Origin of the sequence: Chryseobacterium sp. 22458 (assembly GCF_052044975.1) — a bacterium.
Classification (GTDB): Bacteria; Bacteroidota; Bacteroidia; order Flavobacteriales; family Weeksellaceae; genus Chryseobacterium.
Genome location: NZ_JBQEOA010000005.1, coordinates 14424 through 33378 on the forward strand (window position 1 = coordinate 14424; position 18955 = coordinate 33378).

Annotated in this window: 14 protein-coding genes and 1 tRNA gene; 4 read left to right on the forward strand and 11 right to left on the reverse strand. The window is 37.1% G+C overall.

Annotated features, from left to right (window positions below; all coding sequences use genetic code 11):
• Nucleotides 1–19: 19 nt before the first annotated feature.
• The 8 genes from ACTJJF_RS17530 to ACTJJF_RS17565 form a co-directional block, all read right to left on the reverse strand.
• Nucleotides 20–2461, reverse strand: a complete 2442-nt coding sequence (locus tag ACTJJF_RS17530; RefSeq protein ID WP_440700483.1) for a TonB-dependent receptor plug domain-containing protein — start codon at nt 2459–2461, stop codon at nt 20–22.
• Nucleotides 2462–2623: 162 nt separating this feature from the next.
• Nucleotides 2624–3781, reverse strand: coding sequence for a pyridoxal phosphate-dependent aminotransferase (locus ACTJJF_RS17535; RefSeq protein WP_440700484.1), 1158 nt, complete (start codon nt 3779–3781; stop codon nt 2624–2626).
• 4 nt (nt 3782–3785) lie between these two features.
• Nucleotides 3786–4862 carry an FAD-dependent monooxygenase gene (locus ACTJJF_RS17540; RefSeq protein WP_440700485.1) on the reverse strand — a complete coding sequence of 359 codons (1077 nt, stop codon included), beginning with the start codon at nt 4860–4862 and terminating at the stop codon, nt 3786–3788.
• Nucleotides 4863–5103: 241 nt separating this feature from the next.
• Entirely contained in the window at nt 5104–6480 is a 1377-nt protein-coding gene (locus tag ACTJJF_RS17545; protein ID WP_440700486.1) for a tryptophanase, read from the reverse strand.
• A gap of 87 nt (nt 6481–6567) precedes the next feature.
• Entirely contained in the window at nt 6568–7185 is a 618-nt protein-coding gene (locus tag ACTJJF_RS17550) for a DUF502 domain-containing protein (protein ID WP_065400817.1), read from the reverse strand.
• A gap of 24 nt (nt 7186–7209) precedes the next feature.
• A complete protein-coding gene (locus tag ACTJJF_RS17555; protein WP_312299296.1) occupies nt 7210–7788 on the reverse strand; it encodes a tRNA-(ms[2]io[6]A)-hydroxylase in 579 nt (192 codons plus the stop codon).
• Between the two features lie 74 nt (nt 7789–7862).
• A complete protein-coding gene (locus ACTJJF_RS17560) occupies nt 7863–8951 on the reverse strand; it encodes an acyltransferase family protein (RefSeq protein WP_440700487.1) in 1089 nt (362 codons plus the stop codon).
• Between the two features lie 119 nt (nt 8952–9070).
• Nucleotides 9071–9958: a metalloprotease gene (locus ACTJJF_RS17565; protein ID WP_440700488.1), complete on the reverse strand. Its 888-nt coding sequence runs from the start codon at nt 9956–9958 to the stop codon at nt 9071–9073.
• A gap of 185 nt (nt 9959–10143) precedes the next feature.
• On the opposite strand from ACTJJF_RS17565, the gene rplU reads away from it, so the two are divergent.
• The 3 genes from rplU to ACTJJF_RS17580 all read left to right on the forward strand — a co-directional run bounded on the left by rplU (nt 10144) and on the right by ACTJJF_RS17580 (nt 11356).
• Nucleotides 10144–10722 (forward strand): 50S ribosomal protein L21, encoded by a 579-nt coding sequence (gene rplU / locus ACTJJF_RS17570; RefSeq protein ID WP_076597840.1) that lies wholly within the window; start codon nt 10144–10146, stop codon nt 10720–10722.
• A 12-nt stretch (nt 10723–10734) separates the two neighbouring features.
• Nucleotides 10735–10992, forward strand: a complete 258-nt coding sequence (gene rpmA / locus ACTJJF_RS17575; protein ID WP_027372929.1) for a 50S ribosomal protein L27 — start codon at nt 10735–10737, stop codon at nt 10990–10992.
• 184 nt (nt 10993–11176) lie between these two features.
• On the forward strand, nt 11177–11356 hold the full coding sequence (locus ACTJJF_RS17580; protein ID WP_312299285.1) for a bacteriocin-like protein: 180 nt from the start codon (nt 11177–11179) through the stop codon (nt 11354–11356).
• Between the two features lie 65 nt (nt 11357–11421).
• Here the strand turns inward: ACTJJF_RS17580 and ACTJJF_RS17585 are convergent, their stop codons facing one another.
• The gene (locus ACTJJF_RS17585; protein ID WP_440700489.1) at nt 11422–13953 is read right to left on the reverse strand and encodes a DUF5686 family protein; all 2532 of its coding nucleotides are present in this window, start codon (nt 13951–13953) and stop codon (nt 11422–11424) included.
• A gap of 426 nt (nt 13954–14379) precedes the next feature.
• Here ACTJJF_RS17585 and ACTJJF_RS17590 point away from each other — a divergent pair, with 426 nt between their 5' ends.
• Nucleotides 14380–15381 carry a phosphotransferase gene (locus ACTJJF_RS17590; RefSeq protein WP_440700490.1) on the forward strand — a complete coding sequence of 334 codons (1002 nt, stop codon included), beginning with the start codon at nt 14380–14382 and terminating at the stop codon, nt 15379–15381.
• Between the two features lie 83 nt (nt 15382–15464).
• Here the strand turns inward: ACTJJF_RS17590 and ACTJJF_RS17595 are convergent.
• Nucleotides 15465–15538: transfer RNA gene (locus tag ACTJJF_RS17595), tRNA-Asn, on the reverse strand.
• A gap of 222 nt (nt 15539–15760) precedes the next feature.
• Nucleotides 15761–18949, reverse strand: a complete 3189-nt coding sequence (locus ACTJJF_RS17600; RefSeq protein WP_440700491.1) for a S41 family peptidase — start codon at nt 18947–18949, stop codon at nt 15761–15763.
• Between the last annotated feature and the right edge of the window lie 6 nt (nt 18950–18955).

The window sequence follows — 18955 nt, forward strand, 5'->3', positions numbered from 1 at the left end:
CTTTTCTCTTTAAACTCCATCAAAATTTAAAATTCAGCCTTGCAAAAATCTGTCTTCCGGCAAACCCCATCTGTACCGGATCAAAGATTCCTCCCGATTCCGTATTTCCGGTAGTAACCTGAGTGGTCTGCAATGTCGGATATCTGTTAAATAAGTTTTTACTGCCCAGCGTCAGGTTAATATTCTTTGAAAATTCATATCCAAACGAAACATCGGTGGTCACCTTTGGATTGTAAACCTGTTCCACATCATCATAACCGATCAGTGTTACCTTATCAAACCTTACCAATTGAAGGTTTGCGTTGAATTTATTGATCTTGTAGTTCAGATTTAAATTAACTTTTGTCTTAGGAGCAGAAGCCAGTATAAAGCCTCTTTCTCTTGGGCTCAGATAGATATCTTCTTTCCCATTCAGACGTTCTGAAGTATTCACATTCGTGATCTCCATATCGTTATAATTTCCGGCCAAGGTTGCAGTCAGTTTCCCTGAACCGATGTTTTCATTATAGCTTAATATGATATCTACTCCTTTTGTACGGGTATCTATAGCATTGGAGAAAAACTGAGCCTGATCAATATAGGGATAATCTGTCTGAACATCAGTTGGCAGGTCATCTCTTGAAAAGTTCCCGGTAAGAACAATCCTGTTTTTTACGCTGATATAATACCCGTCAACTGTTGCCGTAAATTTACCTGTATTAAAAGTAAATCCTGCACTTCCGTTTACTGAGGTTTCCTGTTTCAGTTGAGCAATACCGACTCTGTTGGCCAGATCACTATCATTGGAAGCCAGTTGAATCGTAACCAGTTTGCCACCCTGGAAATTGGTAAACTGCTGTCCGTAATATTTCTGTGCCAGGGAAGGGGCTCTGAATCCTGTAGAAACAGATCCCCGGAAAGCAAATTGAGGCGTGAAGGCATAGCGGGTAGCAAATTTACCGTTCAGGGTACTTCCGAAATCATTATAATTCTCGAATCTTCCGGCTATGCTGATCATCCAGTTTTTAGTGACATCCAGTTCTGTATCAATATAGGCTGCGAAGTTATTTCTGCTTTTTCCAACATCAGTAGAATACCCGGGAAATCCCTGTGAACCTCCTGGTCTTACCGCCCCGCTTATAGGATTGGTTACCAGTAAACTTTCCGGCGTATCACGGGTTACAATATTTCCATTGACGTCATACATGGCATAAGAAGCTTCTTCTCCCTTAATGATATTGAATTTCTCATAACGGAATTCCGATCCGAAGGCAATATTTAATCCTTCCAATACCTTAAACTGTTTTGTGGCATTAAATCCGGTTGTGTTCTGTAATAAAGAATGTCCTCCTGCATCGAATCTGGTGGGAGATTTCACTCCTAAAGTAGCATTGATGGTATTGGTGATATCATAAGTAAACCTATTGTTCCCGAAGGCATTATAAAAATCAACTTCCCAGTCAGCTACTTTAAATTTTAAGCCGTTATCAAATGTAAAATCTGTAATACTCGTATCCTCGATCGGGTTAAAGCCTGTAGGATAAACTTCCGGAATATTTCCATCCGCATCGGGGGTTCTGGTCCATGCGTAGGCTTTGGTATTTCTGTGGGAAAACCCTTGTCGGGAATAAAATTTCAGGCCATCTGTTAAAGGAAGCTCAATATTCCCGAAGAAATATACATTTTGAGCTTTAGCATCTCCGAAACGTTGTCTGGGAGCGGGTGAAGGATCATTATAAATAGCAGGATTAGCATTCCTGATGGCATAGTCTTTATTGATAAACTCAGCGGTAAAATTTCCGAAACCTCCTTTGTTTCCTATTTTAGTTCCAAGATTTCCGCTAAAATCGAAAGTCGTTCCGTCAATTTTATGATCAGATACGATATCATTATTCCCCGGGCTTTTAAAAAGATTCATCCCTGAGAATAAATTTCCTTCGAAACCATGATCACGGTCGTTGAGAATAACATTGATCACTCCGGCGATAGCATCTGAACCGTACTGTGCTGAAGCTCCGTCACGGAGAACTTCCACCCTTTTTATGGCCCCTATAGGGATGGTATTCATATCATAGCCTGTATTTCCCCTTCCCTTGGTTCCGAAAAGGTTGATCAGGGAAGATTGATGGTATCTTTTTCCATTCAGAAGAAGAAGCGTCTGATCCGGACCTAAACCTCTTAAAGTGGCCGGATCTACTGCATCGGCACCATCTGATCCCGACTGTTTATTGGAATTGAAAGAGGGAGCAGCAAACTGCAGCAACTGGTTGACTTCAACCTGCCCTGTAGCCTGGCTTACCTGCTTAATGTCTATAATGTCAATAGGAACAGGGGTATTGGTAACCGTTCTTTTTTTATTCCGGCTCCCGGTAATGGCAACCTCATCTATTTTGGATTCTTTCACAAGGGTATCCTTTACCTGCTGGGCATATGATAGAGTGGTGGCGCTAAGAAAGATGATGCTGATGTATTTTATCTTCATATTGATAATTTTGAGTAGTGATTCACTCAAAATTATCAATATTTATTTTTAAATCAATATTAAAATTAATTATTTGTTATGAATGTCTTAATTTATTATTTAATTTTATAAATTAATGTAAAATAATTGTTAATATTTTAAAATTAACGAAAAATTTTAAGTTTAAAAGCTGTTTATGATTCTGTTAATCCCTTCTTCCAGAATTTCCTTTGATGTGGAAAAACAAATCCTGATATGGCCCTCTGCTCCTTTTCCAAACCATCTTTCCGAGCCGGGAACTATAGCCACTTTGCCTTGTTGAAGAACATGCTGGGCGAATTCATCACTTGACATCCCGTTTTTTATTTTTGGAAATAAAACAAAGGTTGCTTCCGGTAGACCCGGTTCAAGAATTTCAGAATGTTTTAAAAGGTTAAATGCATGATCCCGGTTCTGCTGAAGATGAGTCAAAAATTCTTGAAACCATGGTCCGGCTTTTTCCAGAGCAACACTTCCCGCAATCTGTGACAATGTGGAAACACCTTCTATGGTAGAATTGAAATTAGATTTCTCTGTAAAATCTTCAAGGATATCCTGATCATTACACAAGACAGCCCCGATCCTCAAGCCGGCAATTCCAAACGATTTTGAAAATCCATATACTGTAAAACTCTTTTTCCTGGCCTCTTCAGATACAGAAGAATAAGTATGAAAGTTCTTATGATCATAAACAATATCACTCCAGATCTCATCACTCATTACCCAAAGGTTATGGGCAGAGGCAATTTCAGAAATCCGCTTTAGTGTTTCCTTTGAATATACTTTTCCCAGTGGATTGTGCGGATTGCAAATGCTGATAAGTCTGGTTTTAGAATTGATTAAGGAAAGCATATTTTCAAAATCAATTTCTCCGGTGATGGTATCCACAGGGCAAAGCATCACTTTTCCTCCAACAGTTTCAACAGATTTTTTAAACAGAAAATCTACCGGATCAAGGATAATTGCTTCATCACCCGGCTGCAATACATAAGATGCAATCAGAAACATTCCCTGGGCAGCGCTGTTAACGGCAAGTACATTTTCAGGAGTAAAGCTGCCGTTTTTCTGCCTGTTGAAATGCTCAGCAACACTTTTCTTAAATTCCGGAAGTCCCGAAAACGGGCCATAGCTCAGATAGCCATCCTTAATATATTCAATAATTCCCTGTTCTATTTCAGGAGCAGTCCTGAAGTCCGGATCGGCGGCAGTCAGGGGGATGATCCCGTCTTCAAGGGTGGCCCATCTTCCGTTGTAGGCTTTTCTTTTTAAAGCTTCAAAATTGATATCGTTATTGGTAAACATTTTTTTATTTATAAGATATGGGTAAAATATTTTCTGAGTATTGACTGACAGGGAGCAGAAACTGGTTCAGTAAAGCCCTTCCATTGTTGATATGTATTTCTATTTCAGGTTTTCTTTCTGATTCATATCTGCTGAATGCTTTTGCATAATTTTCTTCTTCAACTAAATATTTAGTCAAAAAGAATGAATCCTTTAGTGCCGAGGTGACGCCCTGGCTTGTAAAAGGAATTAACGGATGAGCTGCATCACCTATGAATACAATGTTGTCTTTATAAAAAGGATTCAGTTCTTCCAGCTCATAAACACACCATAAATGAACGTTTTTATAATCCGATTTCCTGATAATAGCGGGGACTAAAGGGTGCCAGTTATCAAAAATTTCAAGCATATAATTCTTTAAATTCTCAGCGCTACATTCATTAATTCTGTATTTTTGGTTGTCAAACTGGGAATACCAGAGGATCGTATCTTCGGAAAGCTTGAGGATCCCAAAGGTAAGACCTCCTTTCTCATGATGAAATTTTATAAAATCATTTTCAACAGAATCAGCAAGCTCTCTGTTTTTAATAATATTCACGACTTCGTTTTCCTGTACCTGCCTCATTTTTTCATCCTGAAAAAGACTTTTCCTGATGCGGCTTTTAGAACCGTCTGAAATAATGGCAATATCTGCATCTATGTAGTTTCCGTCAGAATGTTTCAGTTTTCCTTTTTCTGTATTACGGGGAGTAACGGTTTCTTCATAAGTAATTTTTTCATGGGGGATATTTTGAGTCAGAAGATTGATCAGCGAGTGCCTTGAGGTGGCAAAAACATTGTGAAGATCTTTTTCTGCAAGCTTATTTCCTGTATGGGAATACTGTATATATTTTTTCAGGAAACGGCCATGTTCAAAAAGTTGTGAACGGTCTATGATCTGTGTAAGATATTCTATTCCCTCTTCGGGAATGAGAAAGCCATGGCCAGCCAGATCTTCTTTCTTTCTTCTTTCATAAATATGATAATCAATCTTGTGTTTTTCTAAGTAATTCGCCATGCTTAAGCCGGAGATGCCGGCGCCCACGACAGCAATTTTGTTCATTTTCGGAATAACGGATTTTTTCAGGTTAGTGTTTAAATGTTTTTGAACTGGTTTGTTAGATCGTACAAAATTAAATTAAAAACATTCATTATCTTGAAAAATAAATTAATTTGATTCTGAATTTATGAAAGATAAAATGAAAAGGATAAAATTTATTACATTTTAATATGTTGGTTTTCTGAGGAATGGATAAATTAGATAAAAGTGTATAAAAAAACCGGAAATTTTTCCGGTTTTATGTTTATGCTTTTTCAAGCTGTACTGTAAAATGTCGTAAGATTTCCGGTTCCCAGGTGATCCTGTATCCTTTTGCCACTTCCTCACGTCTTTCATAGACATTCTTGATCGCAGCAGCAATATAATCCATGTGATTGTTGGTATACGTTCTTCTCGGAATTGCCAGACGTACCAGTTCCAGCTTAGGATAACGGTTTTCTCTGGTTGCGGGATCTCTGTCTGCCAGTAAAGTTCCGATTTCCACTGTTCTGATTCCTGCTTCCTTATAAATTTCAAGACCTAAGGTCTGTGCCGGATATTCTTCACGGGAAACATTGGGAAGAAAATTTAAAGAATCAATGAAAACAGCATGTCCTCCGATAGGTTTCTGAACCGGGATTCCGTATTCGATAAGTTTGTTTCCAAGATATTCAACCTGAGAAATTCTGCTTTCCAGGTAAGCAAATTCGGTAGCTTCATCAAGTCCTACAGCCAATGCTGCCATATCTCTTCCGGCCATTCCTCCATACGTGATAAATCCTTCGTAAATAATGGTGAAATTGGATGCTTTTCTGAAAACCTCTTCATTATTCAGTGCAATGAATCCGCCGATGTTGACAAGACCGTCTTTTTTGGAACTCATGGTCATGCCGTCACCGTATGAGAAAATCTCTTTACAGATCTCTTTGATGCTTCTGTTTTCCTGCCCTTTCTCCCTTTTTTTGATGAAATAAGCATTCTCTGCAAATCTTGCTGAATCAAAGAATACAGGGATACCATATTGGTCGGAAAGCGCTTTTACCGCCTTCATGTTTTCAAGAGAAACAGGCTGTCCTCCTGAAGAGTTACATGTAATGGTAATTAAGCAGAAAGGAATATTTTCTTTTGGGTGGCTTTTATACACTTCCTCCAGCTTTTCAAGGTTGATATTTCCTTTGAAAGGGTGAAGATCATTAATATCAAAGGCTTCATCTATCGTACAGTCAATAGCATGCGCTTTTCTGAATTCTATATGTCCTTTTGTAGTATCAAAATGAGAGTTTCCCGGAACTACATCTCCTTCTTTTACCAATACCGAGAACAGAACGTTTTCTGCAGCTCTTCCCTGGTGGGTTGGTAATAAATATTTGAATCCGGTAATTCTTTCAACAGTGTTCTGTAATTGTTCAAAAGAGCGGGATCCTGCATAGCTTTCGTCTCCGGTCATCAATGCAGCCCACTGTTTGTCAGACATAGCTCCGGTTCCGGAATCTGTCAGAAGGTCGATGTATACCTGAGAGGATTTTAAATTGAAAAGATTATAATTAGCTTCTTTCAGCCATTGCTCTCTTTCTTCTTTTGTAGATTGGTAGATCTCTTCCACCATTTTAATGCGGAAAGGTTCTGCGTACGGTAAATTCATGTGTTAAAATATGTTTTAAATTGTTTGTAAAGAAAAATGCTTTGAAAATAATTTCAAATTCATCAATATATATTCAAGGGGGAAAAATTATTCCGGAGCCTTGAATATATTTTCATCAGAATGGAATCCGGCCACACCGCCGCTTACTGCAAACTTCATGGCAGAAGCTGCTGTCATTCCCACTACAGGTTTGATGTTTTTTTCTTCAGTAACAATTACCCATCCTGAAATAGCATAGGAATGGGGAAGGTATACCGCTACGTAATTATGCTTGTCAACGTCCGACATTTCTTTTTGAGTTAAAAAACCTATTCTCCAGATCTCCGGATTCTCATTGGTCTTTACCCATACAGGATCGTTGAATTTTTTCTTGTCACCTACGAATGAAGACATGACGTCTTTTGTAGGAGTGTAAATATGTTTTACTCCGGGAGTTTTTTCCAGTAAACTGTCCATGGTATCGAAAAAGAATCTTCCAACCACAAATTTATTTCCCAGATATCCTAAAATGGCAGTAAGCAAGATAATAGATACGAAAACAAGCCCCGGAACCTGCTTGGCAAGAGACGGGATAAGATTGTCTATGGCGCTGACGATATACCAGATCACGAAAATGGTAAGTCCGATCGGTCCGATAATAACCAGCCCCTGAAAGAAGTTTTTCAGGAATAGATTGGCAATACTTTCAAAGCTTGGTTTCTTCAATGTCTGTTGTTTACTGTTTATATTTTAGCCGTGAATGGTTTCTTTATTTCCATAGGATTTGATAATGTTGGCTTCATATTCCAGCCATTCTTCCCAGCGCTGATTTACCTTTTCAGGGTCTCCAAGCTGCCTGGCAAAACCTATGAATGTTGTATAATGATTAGCTTCTGAAATCATAAGTTCCCTGTAGAAAACTTTGAGCTCTTCATCTTTAATGTTTTCTGTAAGAACCTTAAACCTTTCACAGCTTCTGGCTTCAATCATCGCTGCAAAAAGCATTTTGTCTACGATGAGGTCTTCTCTGCTTCCCTGAATGATAAATTTTGCCAGCTCATTTACATAATCATCTTTTCTTGCCCTTCCAAAAGTAAAGCCTCTTTTTTTGATGATCTCATGAACCTGGTTAAAATGGTCAAGTTCCTCTTGTGCGATGGCAAGAAGCTCAGTGACAATTTCTGGATATTCCGGAAGCATGGTGATCAGCCCGATGGCATTGGTAGCAGCTTTTTGCTCACACCAGGCGTGATCCGTTAAAATTTCGCCGATGTTTCCTTCTGCAATATTTGCCCACCTTGGGTCAGTGGGAAGTTTCAACTTAAACATGTTATAAAATTTTTGTAAATTTAATCAAATTGCCGTAAGAAATGCGACTTTATTTCAATTTGATCTCTAAAGTATCAAGAAGCGGTCTTTCTTCTTAGGAATTCCAAAATATTCCAGCCCAAAGTATCAATCTTCTTCAATCCTGCTGAAATAATAAAAGCCAGAAGAATATTAATAGCATAAATCAGAATCATCAGAAGCCACCATGGCATATTTTCTTTAAGCGGAACCACAAGAAAATAGACTAAAGATGAGCTTATTCCCTGGGCAAAATAAAAGAAAATGGCATTTTTACCGATATAGGTAATAAAGTTGTCTTTAGTAATCTTCAATCTGTTGTAAAGCACAAACAATGTGACCAGCGAAAACTGAGCCCATATAATATAAGGGATTTGTGGCGGGAATTTATTTTTGTTGATCCTGTAAAATATTTCAGTACCGTAATACCAGAACATCCATACTAAAGCTCCTGCAACAAGTGCATATAGTACCGGGATCATCTTGTCTGAAATCTTTTTTCCACGCATTTTATGACCTGTTAAAAATACAGCAAGGTAAAATGCCACATAACCCACCTGCCCTGTCGGATAATACTCCGGGAAGATATAGAACAAAAGCGTTAAAGCAGTACAAAGCCCGATGAACCAATTGATATGCTTAGGGAAAAACTTTAAGATCAATACTCCGAAAACGGTGAGAATAAAATAAACCTTCAGGTACCAGAAACTTCCCATGACGACCGGGAATGTATCTGCATTGGTATATTGATGAAGATACCAGTTTCCGAGGTTCTGCCATTGGGGATAGATGGAAACACCGGTTGTAGCATATTTGGAGCCAAATGTTGAATAAAGACCCTGGAGCCATTCCATAGAAAAGAAGGTCAGTCCAAAGACTTTAAAAAAATAGTCTGAGAAGAATAGAAACGTTACAAAGATCATATAAGTGATCTGAAGCTTCAGTAACCTGTAAAACGTTTTCTCAATGTTGGCCCCTGAAGTTATACCGCTGAGGGCATAGAAAAGTGCTACGTCAAAAACGAGAGAGAAGACTCTTACTTCTGCAGGAATATAGAACTGGCCGGACCAAAAAGCCGTATGGATAAATATGATCGATAGTGTTGCCAGTCCTTTGGCGAAGTCGATGTAGAGATCTCTGTTCATTCTTATAGGATATGGTTCAAAAGTACTTAAACTTCCGTAATCTTTCAAGTCATCATAAAAGAGGCGGAACAAAATAGTCCGCCTCCTTTCTTAAAATATGCTAAAAATGAATGTTTACGTTATTTAAGCTGCTTAAATTCTTCTGCAGAAATTTCTCCGGACTGAATTTTTCTTAATTCGTCAATATATTGACTCATATAAGCATCAATTTCCGGATTTACAGTGTTCTTAGCCATCTTGTAAGTTCCGTTTAATACTCCCTGATAATAATAGAAGAAGTTATAATCGAAATTAGAAGCATTAAGATCATACTGTCCCAAAAGGAATCCTAAACGCACTGCTGATCTTCTCTGTGCAGGTGTTCCGTGATGGTTTACATTATTTGTCTGGTAATCTCCGATACTTTGAGCAAACTCATAAGCTGCAGCAATCTCTGAGAAGTTGGTTTTGTTGTAACCGTTTGGTCTTCTCAGGTAATATCCTGCAAAACCATCAGCTTCAAGCTCGTTAGGTCTGTAAGTTGACTCTGACACAGACGGAAGGTTGAAGATATATTGCAGCTGATGTCCATACTCGTGAGCCAGAATCATGGCATTGACAATATCACCCCCTTTTGCTTTTGCATCATAATAGATAGCATACCCGTAATAGATTTTTCCTGTAGAATAGGAAATGGCATTATAGGTAGCATTAAAATTGGAGGGATCATTTACAAATCGAAGCGTAGGATTGCTTCTTCCCCACAGTCCTGCAATTTTAGTCATTTGAGAATTCATAAAATTGGTGTCTGTGGAATTCTGAAGCCCGGTTAATAGTACTGAATTGGTACTCCAGTTGTTGTCTACGTAAGAGCAGATTTTCTCAAGATCTCCTGGCTGGTCAATTTTTGCACTAAGCGTTTCCTGTTGAGGCTGAACGGTTTCGTTCATAGAGTCATCATTACATGCTGTTAATGAACTTACAGCGATGGCGCCTGCTAAAAAGCAGAGATTAAAGTTTCTTTTCATATATTAAATTCAATTTGGTAAAACGAAGGTATGAAATAATCTCATAAGTGTGAATACATTATTTAAAAAAATTATTCAAAACATAGTGAATATGTTTTACTTGAAAAAAACATTGCTTTGATTGTAAGCTATTTAGATTTTTATTTGTATATTTGCACCTCGAAATAACTAAAAATTTATAAACAATGTTTGCAATTGTAGAAATAGCAGGGCTTCAATACAAAGTTGAGCAAGACCAGAAGTTGTTTGTAAACCGTTTAAAAGGAGATAAAGGAGGAAAAGTTTCTTTCGATAAAGTTCTTCTTACTGTAAACGGTGCAATCACTGTAGGCGCCCCAGCTGTAAACGGAATCACTGTAGAAGCAGAGATCCTTGACCACGTTAAAGCTGATAAAGTAATCGTTTTCAAAAAGAAAAGAAGAAAAGGTTACAAAGTGAAAAACGGTCACAGACAATCTTTAACTCAAATCGTAATCACTGGTATTACAGGTTTTGAAGGTGGAGCTAAAAAAGCTGCTGCTAAAAAAGAAACTGTGAAAGGTGAAGTTCTTTCTGACAACGCAACTGTTAACTTTGGTGAAGATCACGAGTTGAACTATCACTTAAAGAAAAACAACTTGTCTCAGTCTAAAGAGAACAGAGAAACTTTAATTACTTTAGGTAAAGCAGTTAAAGTTGAATTAGAAAAGAATATTCTTACTCATGAAGAAGTAGATGCTGCTATCATTAAGAATATTGATCAATTTAAAGCACTTAATAAATAATCCAGTAATAAAATGGCACACAAGAAAGGAGTCGGTAGTTCCAAGAACGGTAGAGAGTCTCACTCTAAAAGATTAGGTGTGAAGATTTTCGGAGGACAAGCAGCTATTGCCGGAAATATTATTGTTAGACAAAGAGGTACTCAGCACCACCCAGGTGATAACGTGGGAATCGGTAAAGACCACACTTTGTTTGCATTAGTAGATGGTAAAGTAGTTTTCAGAAAGAAAGCAAACAACAGATCTTTCGTATCTGTAGAACCAAACGCATAATCTTTAAGCGTTTTATAAAAATTAAAACCTCAGCACTGCTGAGGTTTTTTTTTTCATATATTAAAAATATAATAAATATCTCATAGAGGTGAAATATTGATATATTTGTTGATAACCTCATATAAAGATAATTGCGGTAGCCGAAAAGCATCGAGAGTAGGCAACAAATAAAAACAGAATAACTATGAAAAACCTGAGAAAAATGACTAAGAAACAGCTAAAATCAATTGAAGGTGGTAATGATTATATATGTCCGGACTTCATTGCTACAACATGTGCAGAATGGTGTACACTAAGCCCATGGCAGAAAGAGTATTGCTTACATATGGTAGAAGATCCTATGTCTTGTAACTGTTCTTATTAAAGCTTTAGAATAAGTTCGGGCGGCTTCTTCGAAGCCGCCCGAAATATTGTAGAATATCTTAACATTTAGAATCCCACCTGGAAACCGGCTTTAATACCAAATTTTGAGATATCAGGTCTGTCCAGATAATTTCCTCTCCAGTTGAAGTCGACCCTGAAAATTCTAAGATTTCCGATTCCTATATTTTCAATACCAAATCCGTATTCAAAATAGATCTGTTCACTTGGTGCAGAATATTTGAATCCTTCCACATTGATCGCTTTGGAAGCATCACTTAAAGTTCCGTAGGCGCCTCTTATAAATGCAACCTCTCTAAGCTTAAGCTTTTTAATTAAAGGAATATAAGAAAGAATCTTTCCATTGAAATGATGTTCCAGATGAAGAGTGGTATAAGTATCAGCAACAAATTCATAATAATTAAGCTGAGAAAAGGTATTAGGAACCAGACCATATGATAAATTGGCCGGAATAATATTCTGTAATGCTAAAGGCACGGTATTGAAATTTTTCCCAGCTTCAAAATTAACGACCATTTTTCCAAGACTACCGATCAGGAATGGTTTATACAGCATAAACTGCAGTTTGTCATAGTTGAAGTCTGCATTAAACAGTCCTTCTATTCCTCTGGTGTATCTTAAAACAATGGTTGGTGCAAGGTTTCTCGCCTGGTATCGGTCAATACCTGTTTGTGAGAATTTTGCTCCCGGCTTTGCAATTAAACTGATCGTAACATGAGAGTCATTCACGGTCTTTCTTAGATTTCCATCCTGATAATACAGAAGGTTGAATTTCTCAGGAATGGCAGATTTGATACTTTGCATCACTCCATCTACTCTTATCTGAAAGTTCTTCCAGGGTTCAATCGCTGCAAAAACACTTGTTTTGTTTACTGAACTTAAAGAAATGTTTTCTCCTCTAGCAAAAAAGGTGCTGGTAGACGAAGATTGTGGGGTGACACCATCACCGGATGTAAGTTGACCTCCAAGCTGAACAATATCTCTGCTGGTTCCTGCGCCGATCATAAAACGGTTAAGCTTATTGAACATATATCTTGCTTCCACTCCATATTTAAACTGTTGATCTTTGAACCCATACGCTGTGTAAAACTGCGCTCTCCAGGTATCATTCAATCCGAAATAGGTTCTTGCTCCTAATCTTATTCTGTCACCTTCTACTTCATTTCTTCCATAAATTGAGAAAATAGGACCAATATCTATTCCTTTAAAGGCATTATAATAACGTGAACCAAGTGTTTCAAACAGTTTTACCATCCGGTTGAATTTTGGGGTCTGTTGAAGCTGATCAAGCATATTATACACACCTTGTTCAGATTTGGAAAGTGTATCAGGTCTGGCTTTTGTCCAGTAAGCTTCATCTTTGTTGGTGAACTTATCTTCATATTCTTCTTCCGTTCTTTTGAACACTTTAGGATCAAGAGGCTTGTTGAACTGATAATCGGAATAATCTACTGATCTTTTGGCGATGATACTTTTTGCACCTTTCTTTTTTGAGAAAGGGCTCATTTCAAATTCGGTGATCAGTTTTTTAGGAAGAAATGTAGCATCATCAGGATTGTCGTATTCTACCTGAGTATACACACTGTTGACAAAGTTGACGTTGATCTTCTGTGTTGACTTTAATGTTGCTCCTAAAACCGCATAAGTATCGGTATCAATATAAAGGTTTCCCTGAAAAGCAAGAACATCTTTTCTTTTAGGCTGATATCTTATCTGGAAAGCTTTTTCGCCACGGATAGAAATGGTATCCACCAGATCATAGTCATAGGTGCTGAATCCGTCAGATCCTACCGGGCTCTGAAATCCTATATCAAAATAATTCAGAGTATTGTCATAAATGTTGATATCCCTGTATAAGTTTTTAGCAGAAACAGTAATTACCTGATTGTCCTGAAACCCTGACGTCTTTTGAGCAACCAATGTTCTTTTGCTATCTTTATCAGGCTTATTTTTACCGTAATTTTCATAAACGGCTTCGTTCAGAAAGATAGGAAGTCCAAGTCTTCCACTGGCAGTAGAATCGGCATAATCGAAGATAAAATCAAGCTTTTTGAAGATTTTTTTCTTCATAAAAGTACTGTCCAGATTGTTGAGATCGAATTGGGTCTTTTCATACTCCTTAAAAGAGTAAGTATCAAACTTTTCCAATCCGTTGTTTCTCTTGTGTCCCCATACTTTTTGCATGATGGCATAAGCGGGGTTTTCTTTTTTATTCTTGTATTTTGTTTTTCCGGCTTTCAGAACTACTTCCTCAATATTACTCACTTTGGCCTGTGAAAGCTGAACGAAAATATTCTCGGTATTTTCAGGGGTGATATCCAACGTTTCGGTAGTATAGCTTTTTCTGGAAAATTTTAGTTGATGGATAATGCTGTCCGACTGAACGCTAAAGCTGCCGGATGTCGTAGTGAGGGAAGGAACAGTATTATTGTTGATAAAAATATCAACATTACTGAGTTCTTTATTTGTTTTTTCATCAACAATCTTACCGCTGACACGGTTTTGAGCATAGACACAACCGGTAAGGATCAGGAGAAAAAATAAAAAAAAGTGTTTTTTGGAGTTATTGTTTAACATCATTCGTTTCTTCAGGCAATTAGCAAAACAAAAAGTATGCAGTTTATTTAAAAAAAACATAAAAAAATAAAATAATTTTATTCTAATATGTAAAACGGCAAATGTAGCGAAAATAATATAAGAGCCCGTTAAAATAAATCTGAAATTTCACGACTTAAAATATAAAGAATCAGAGGATTAAATAAAGGGTGAAATGTTAGTTCGTGTAATCATCATCAGACAAATATTTTGAGTGAAAATTAAAGAATATTTTTATATAAATTAATTAAACAAAAACTGAAACCATAAAATATCTGGAATAGAAAATGGGATCCTAGATATTTTTAGAAAACAGCTTATATTTACCGTTTTTTACTCAAATAGGAGGTAATCTGTGATCTGACCATCATTGTAGAAAGATGCTAACTAAAGAAAAACGAAGATAATTAAATGACAAAGAAATTTCCAGCTATAAACAGCACGCTTTCACCGGATGAGCTGAGTAAACTTATTCAACAAAAATATAAGCTAAGCGACAAAGCCGTATGTAGCATCTTCCGGCTTGCCATGAATCATTTATATATTGTTCAGGATGGTGAACAGAAATATGTTTTTCGGGTGTATACATACAATTGGCGAACAAAATTAGACATTGAAGAGGAATTAAGATTATTACTTCATTTAAAAGAAAACGGGAAATCGGTTGCCTATCCAATTGCTGACCAATCAGATGAATATTTACAAGAAATTGAGGCAGCGGAAGGAAAAAGGTTTGGGGTATTATTTTCATTTGCCAATGGAGCAAAAACGGCCGGATTTTCAGCTCAGACAAGTTTTTTAATCGGTCAGACATTAGCAAAAATACATCAATCGACTGAAAATTTTGAGCTTAAAAGAATCTCTTATGATGCTCAAAACTTACTTTCTGACCCTGTTTTAAAAATAAAAAAGTTCTTTAAGGAAAATAACAGCGAAGTTAAGTTCTTAGAACAATTATCTGCTTTTCTGGTTTTGAAAATGAATAAAATTGATCAACAGAAAATGAGAACTGGAAGTGTTCATCTGGATGTTTGGTTTGACAATTTACATATTGACAATGAAAAAGAGGTAACGTTTTTCGATTTTGATTTTTGTGGTAACGGTTATTTATCTTTTGATATTTCTTATTTCCTGTTTCAGTTACTTGCAACAAATTTGAACGAAGAAGAATATCAGGCAAAAGCTGACAGCTTTTTAAAAGGTTATGAAACTGTAACAGAAATTAATGATGAGGAAAAAAAGTTTTTGCCATTTGCCTGTTTAACCATTATGACCTATTATATAAGTGTTCAGTGCGATAGATTTGAATACTGGACAAATATTTTCCTGAATGAAGATCATTTGAAAAGGATGGTCGGAAATTTAAGACGTTGGATTGCTTATAACAAAATTGAAATAACAATAAACGGCTGACAGCAGCTTTGCAAGCGGAGCTTTCAGTGTTGCAGAAAATGAATAAAAATAAAAAAAGACCTACATTTCTGTAAGTCTTTTTGCTCCTCCTGCTGGGCTCGAACCAGCGACCCTCTGATTAACAGTCAGATGCTCTAACCAACTGAGCTAAGGAGGAATGTCCTTTGTTTTAAGTGGTGCAAATATAATATGAATATTCATTCGAAGCAAGTTTTATCCCTTATTTTAAAAGGTTTTTAACTAAATGTATTGAAATTCAATAAGAAATATTTTAATTCTTTTTATTCAGTTCTATGGATTTTCCTGTAAATATCAGGAATGATAGGAGATTAATATTCATGTAAAAAACAAAACCTGCATTTCTGCAGGTGTTTCTTTGTTATTTCTTTAAATCCTTCATAATTTCCTGAATCGCCCTTTCCAGCTGAGGGTCATTACCCTGTTGCCTGTCTAAAAAGGTATTTTTCACATAAATATCGGGTTTTACTCCTGTTTTTTCAAGATTTTGCCCGTCCAGGGTGTAGGTTCCCCATGCGGGAAGTCTGTAATAAGAGCCATCTACAAGCCCTTTCCCGGAAGTAAAGATGATCCATCGGTACGTATCCTGCCCAATAATTTTTCCTAATTTCAAAGCTTTAAATCCGGCTGCGGTCATCTCTGCGTCACTTAAAGAACCTTCATTGATCAGAAGGACGATAGGCTTTCCGGAAGGGGCAAAGTTAGGCTGGGCTGTCATTTTTCCTTCACGGTATTTCCATTGTAGATAAGGTTTCTGGGAAAGGAAATTTAAAACTTTATCATGTACGTTTCCTCCCGTATTATAACGTAGATCAAGAATTACAGCATCTTTCTGGATTTCCTGCTCTACCATATCCAACAGGAAGCGGTCCAGCTCATCGGTAGACATATTTTTCATGTATGAATAAGCAATACGATTGTTGCTTAGCTGGTTGACACGCTGGCGGTTGTTGAAGATCCAGTCATCATAAAGAAGACCTTTCAGTTCCGTATTGGAAACAGGGTGTACTTTCGTTGTTACATTTTTACCATTGCGACTGAAAGTGAGGATAAGCTCATCCTGCTTCTTAGGACTGGTGAAATAAGCCTCACGGTTTTCGTTGGGATCAATATTTTTCCCGTTTACAGAAACCAGCTGATCTCCGGGCTTAATATCTACACCGGAACGGAATGCCGGGGATTTCCTTACAATACTTTCTACGATATAAGGCTGGTCTTTTTTAAAGATAATTCCACTTTCGTTGGTTATATAATTCAGGTAGGTGCTTTCCTCCTTTCCGGATGAAGAAAATCCGATGTGCGAAGAATTAAGCTCACCTAAAAGATCATTCAGCAAAATTCGCAGGTCATTTCTGTTATTTACATACGGAAGATACTTTGCATATTGTTCCTTCTTGGCTTTCCAGTTTACCCCATGGAAGTTTTCATCGTAGAAATTTTCCTCTACCCCTGTCCATGCTTCATTGTACATCTGGGTAAATTCAGAAGCTAAATTCTTATCAAAATTATACTGAATATTCACTTTCTCAGGCTTTCCTGCTGCCAGAGTCATTTTATAAATATTCCCTTCAATTAAGGCAAAGAGATTTTTATTGTTTTTGGTGATATAATAAGCCGCTTTATCAAAAACCTTTTCAGATTTGGCCGGTTCAAAATCAGTGAAGACTTTTTTGAAAAGTTGTCTTTTTCCATTGTCCTGATTAGAATTAAAGAACAGGATTTCTTTCTTGTCATCAGCAAAAACTATAGGGTCATCCTGGTACCCATACCTGTCGGTAACCAGTTCAATTCTTTCCAGTGTGTTTTCAGGATTTACTTTAAGCTCTTTGATAGCGGGTTCTTTCTCTTCCTTTTTCTCCTCCTTATCAGTACTTTCTTCTGTTTTCTTTTTTTTCTCTTTGCTGTCCTTTTGGGTATCAGCAATTTTTTTATCTTTTTCCTCTTCGATAAACAATTTATCAAATCTTTCGGATTTATAAGGCTTATCAAACCAATCCAGAGCCATGCGGTAAATATTGGATTTCTGCATGCCTAAAGGATAAGACGGATTGATTCTGTCGCTGGCAAAATAAATGTATTTCCCGTTAGGAGACCAATATGGGTCCTCTTCAGAAACACCGGTGTTGGTAAGGTTGATCGTTTGTCCCTTTTTGATATTGTGAATGAAAATATCCAGTTCAAAATTTCTTTTTGCGGAGAACAATACATATTCGTTATTAGGAGAAAAATAAGGCTTTGAGTTCTGGAATGCCCAGATTTCATCCTTTACGATCGTGGTGGAACTGAAGCTGCTTAAATCCATTAATCTTACCTCATCTCTGCCGCTTAGATAGACAGCTTTTGAAAGATCTTTGTTAAGGGTGATGTTTCGGTTATTTCTCAAGTCATGAGTCAGCTGTTTTGGCTGGCCTTTTCCATCTGCAGAAGTACTGAACCAGTTCTGGTAGCCTTTATCGGTCTGGCTGTAAAGTAGAGTACGGTTGTCCTTCAGCCATTTTACTTCCATTACACGTTCCTTTCCGTCAGAAACCTGTTGGGCAAACTTTCCTTCAATATCAGAAACAAACAGAACACCACGGCTTACAAAGGCCATTTTTTTACCATCCGGAGAAACATCATAATAGGAAATATTGTTTTCTACATTGAAATTCTGGTCCTTTTCCAGGGTTTTATTGGTGTTCAGGCTGGTGTTCAGAAGTTTTGTGCTTTTACCGGCGACATCATAAACATAAAGCTGATAGTCTTTTTCAAATATTACCTTAGAACCGTTGGCGGAGACAAAAGGTTTTTTTATAGAAGTATCAAATTGAGTTAAAGCTGTCTTTGTACCATTTTCAATTTTATAAAGATTGTATTCATTATTATTTTCATCGGAAATAAAATAAATAACGCCGTTTTTATCTACACTTGGATTGAAGTCCTTTCCCTCATATTTTGTGTACTGCCTGAATGAATTATTCTTTGGATTATATCCCAAAATTTCAGGATTGTTTTCTCCTTTGTAACGTTTGCGGTGTACCTGATTGGCACTTTCCGAAGAACTTGTGAAAAGATATTCTCCGGCAGGAGTTTCAGCCAGTCCATTGGTATTATTAAAGTAATTATTGAAAAGCTTTTGCGGAGTTTTTCCTTCAATGGTTGTTTTAAAACTTCCGAAATTATTATTTCTGTTAGAAGTAAAATAAATCGTTTTGCTATCCCAGCCCCAGTTTTCCATTTCATCTTTTCCGGTATGGAAGGTAAGCTGCTTAATAGTTCCTCCGTCTGCAGGCATTACATAAACGTCATAATTGCCGTATTGATTAGAGCTGAATGCCAGCCATTTTCCGTCAGGAGAAAGACGAGGGTTGATTTCTTCGCCATCTAAAGCTGTGATTCTCGATGCATTCCCGTCATTGGAGTCTACTTTCCAGATGTCTCCGTCATAGGCAAAATAAGCAACCTTTCCATCAGGACTCAGTGAAGGGGTTGATAAAAAATATGATTTTTCCTGCGCTGATATCTGCATAAGGGCAAAGGCAGAGAATAATGAAATAAAGGTTTTTTTCATGGAATA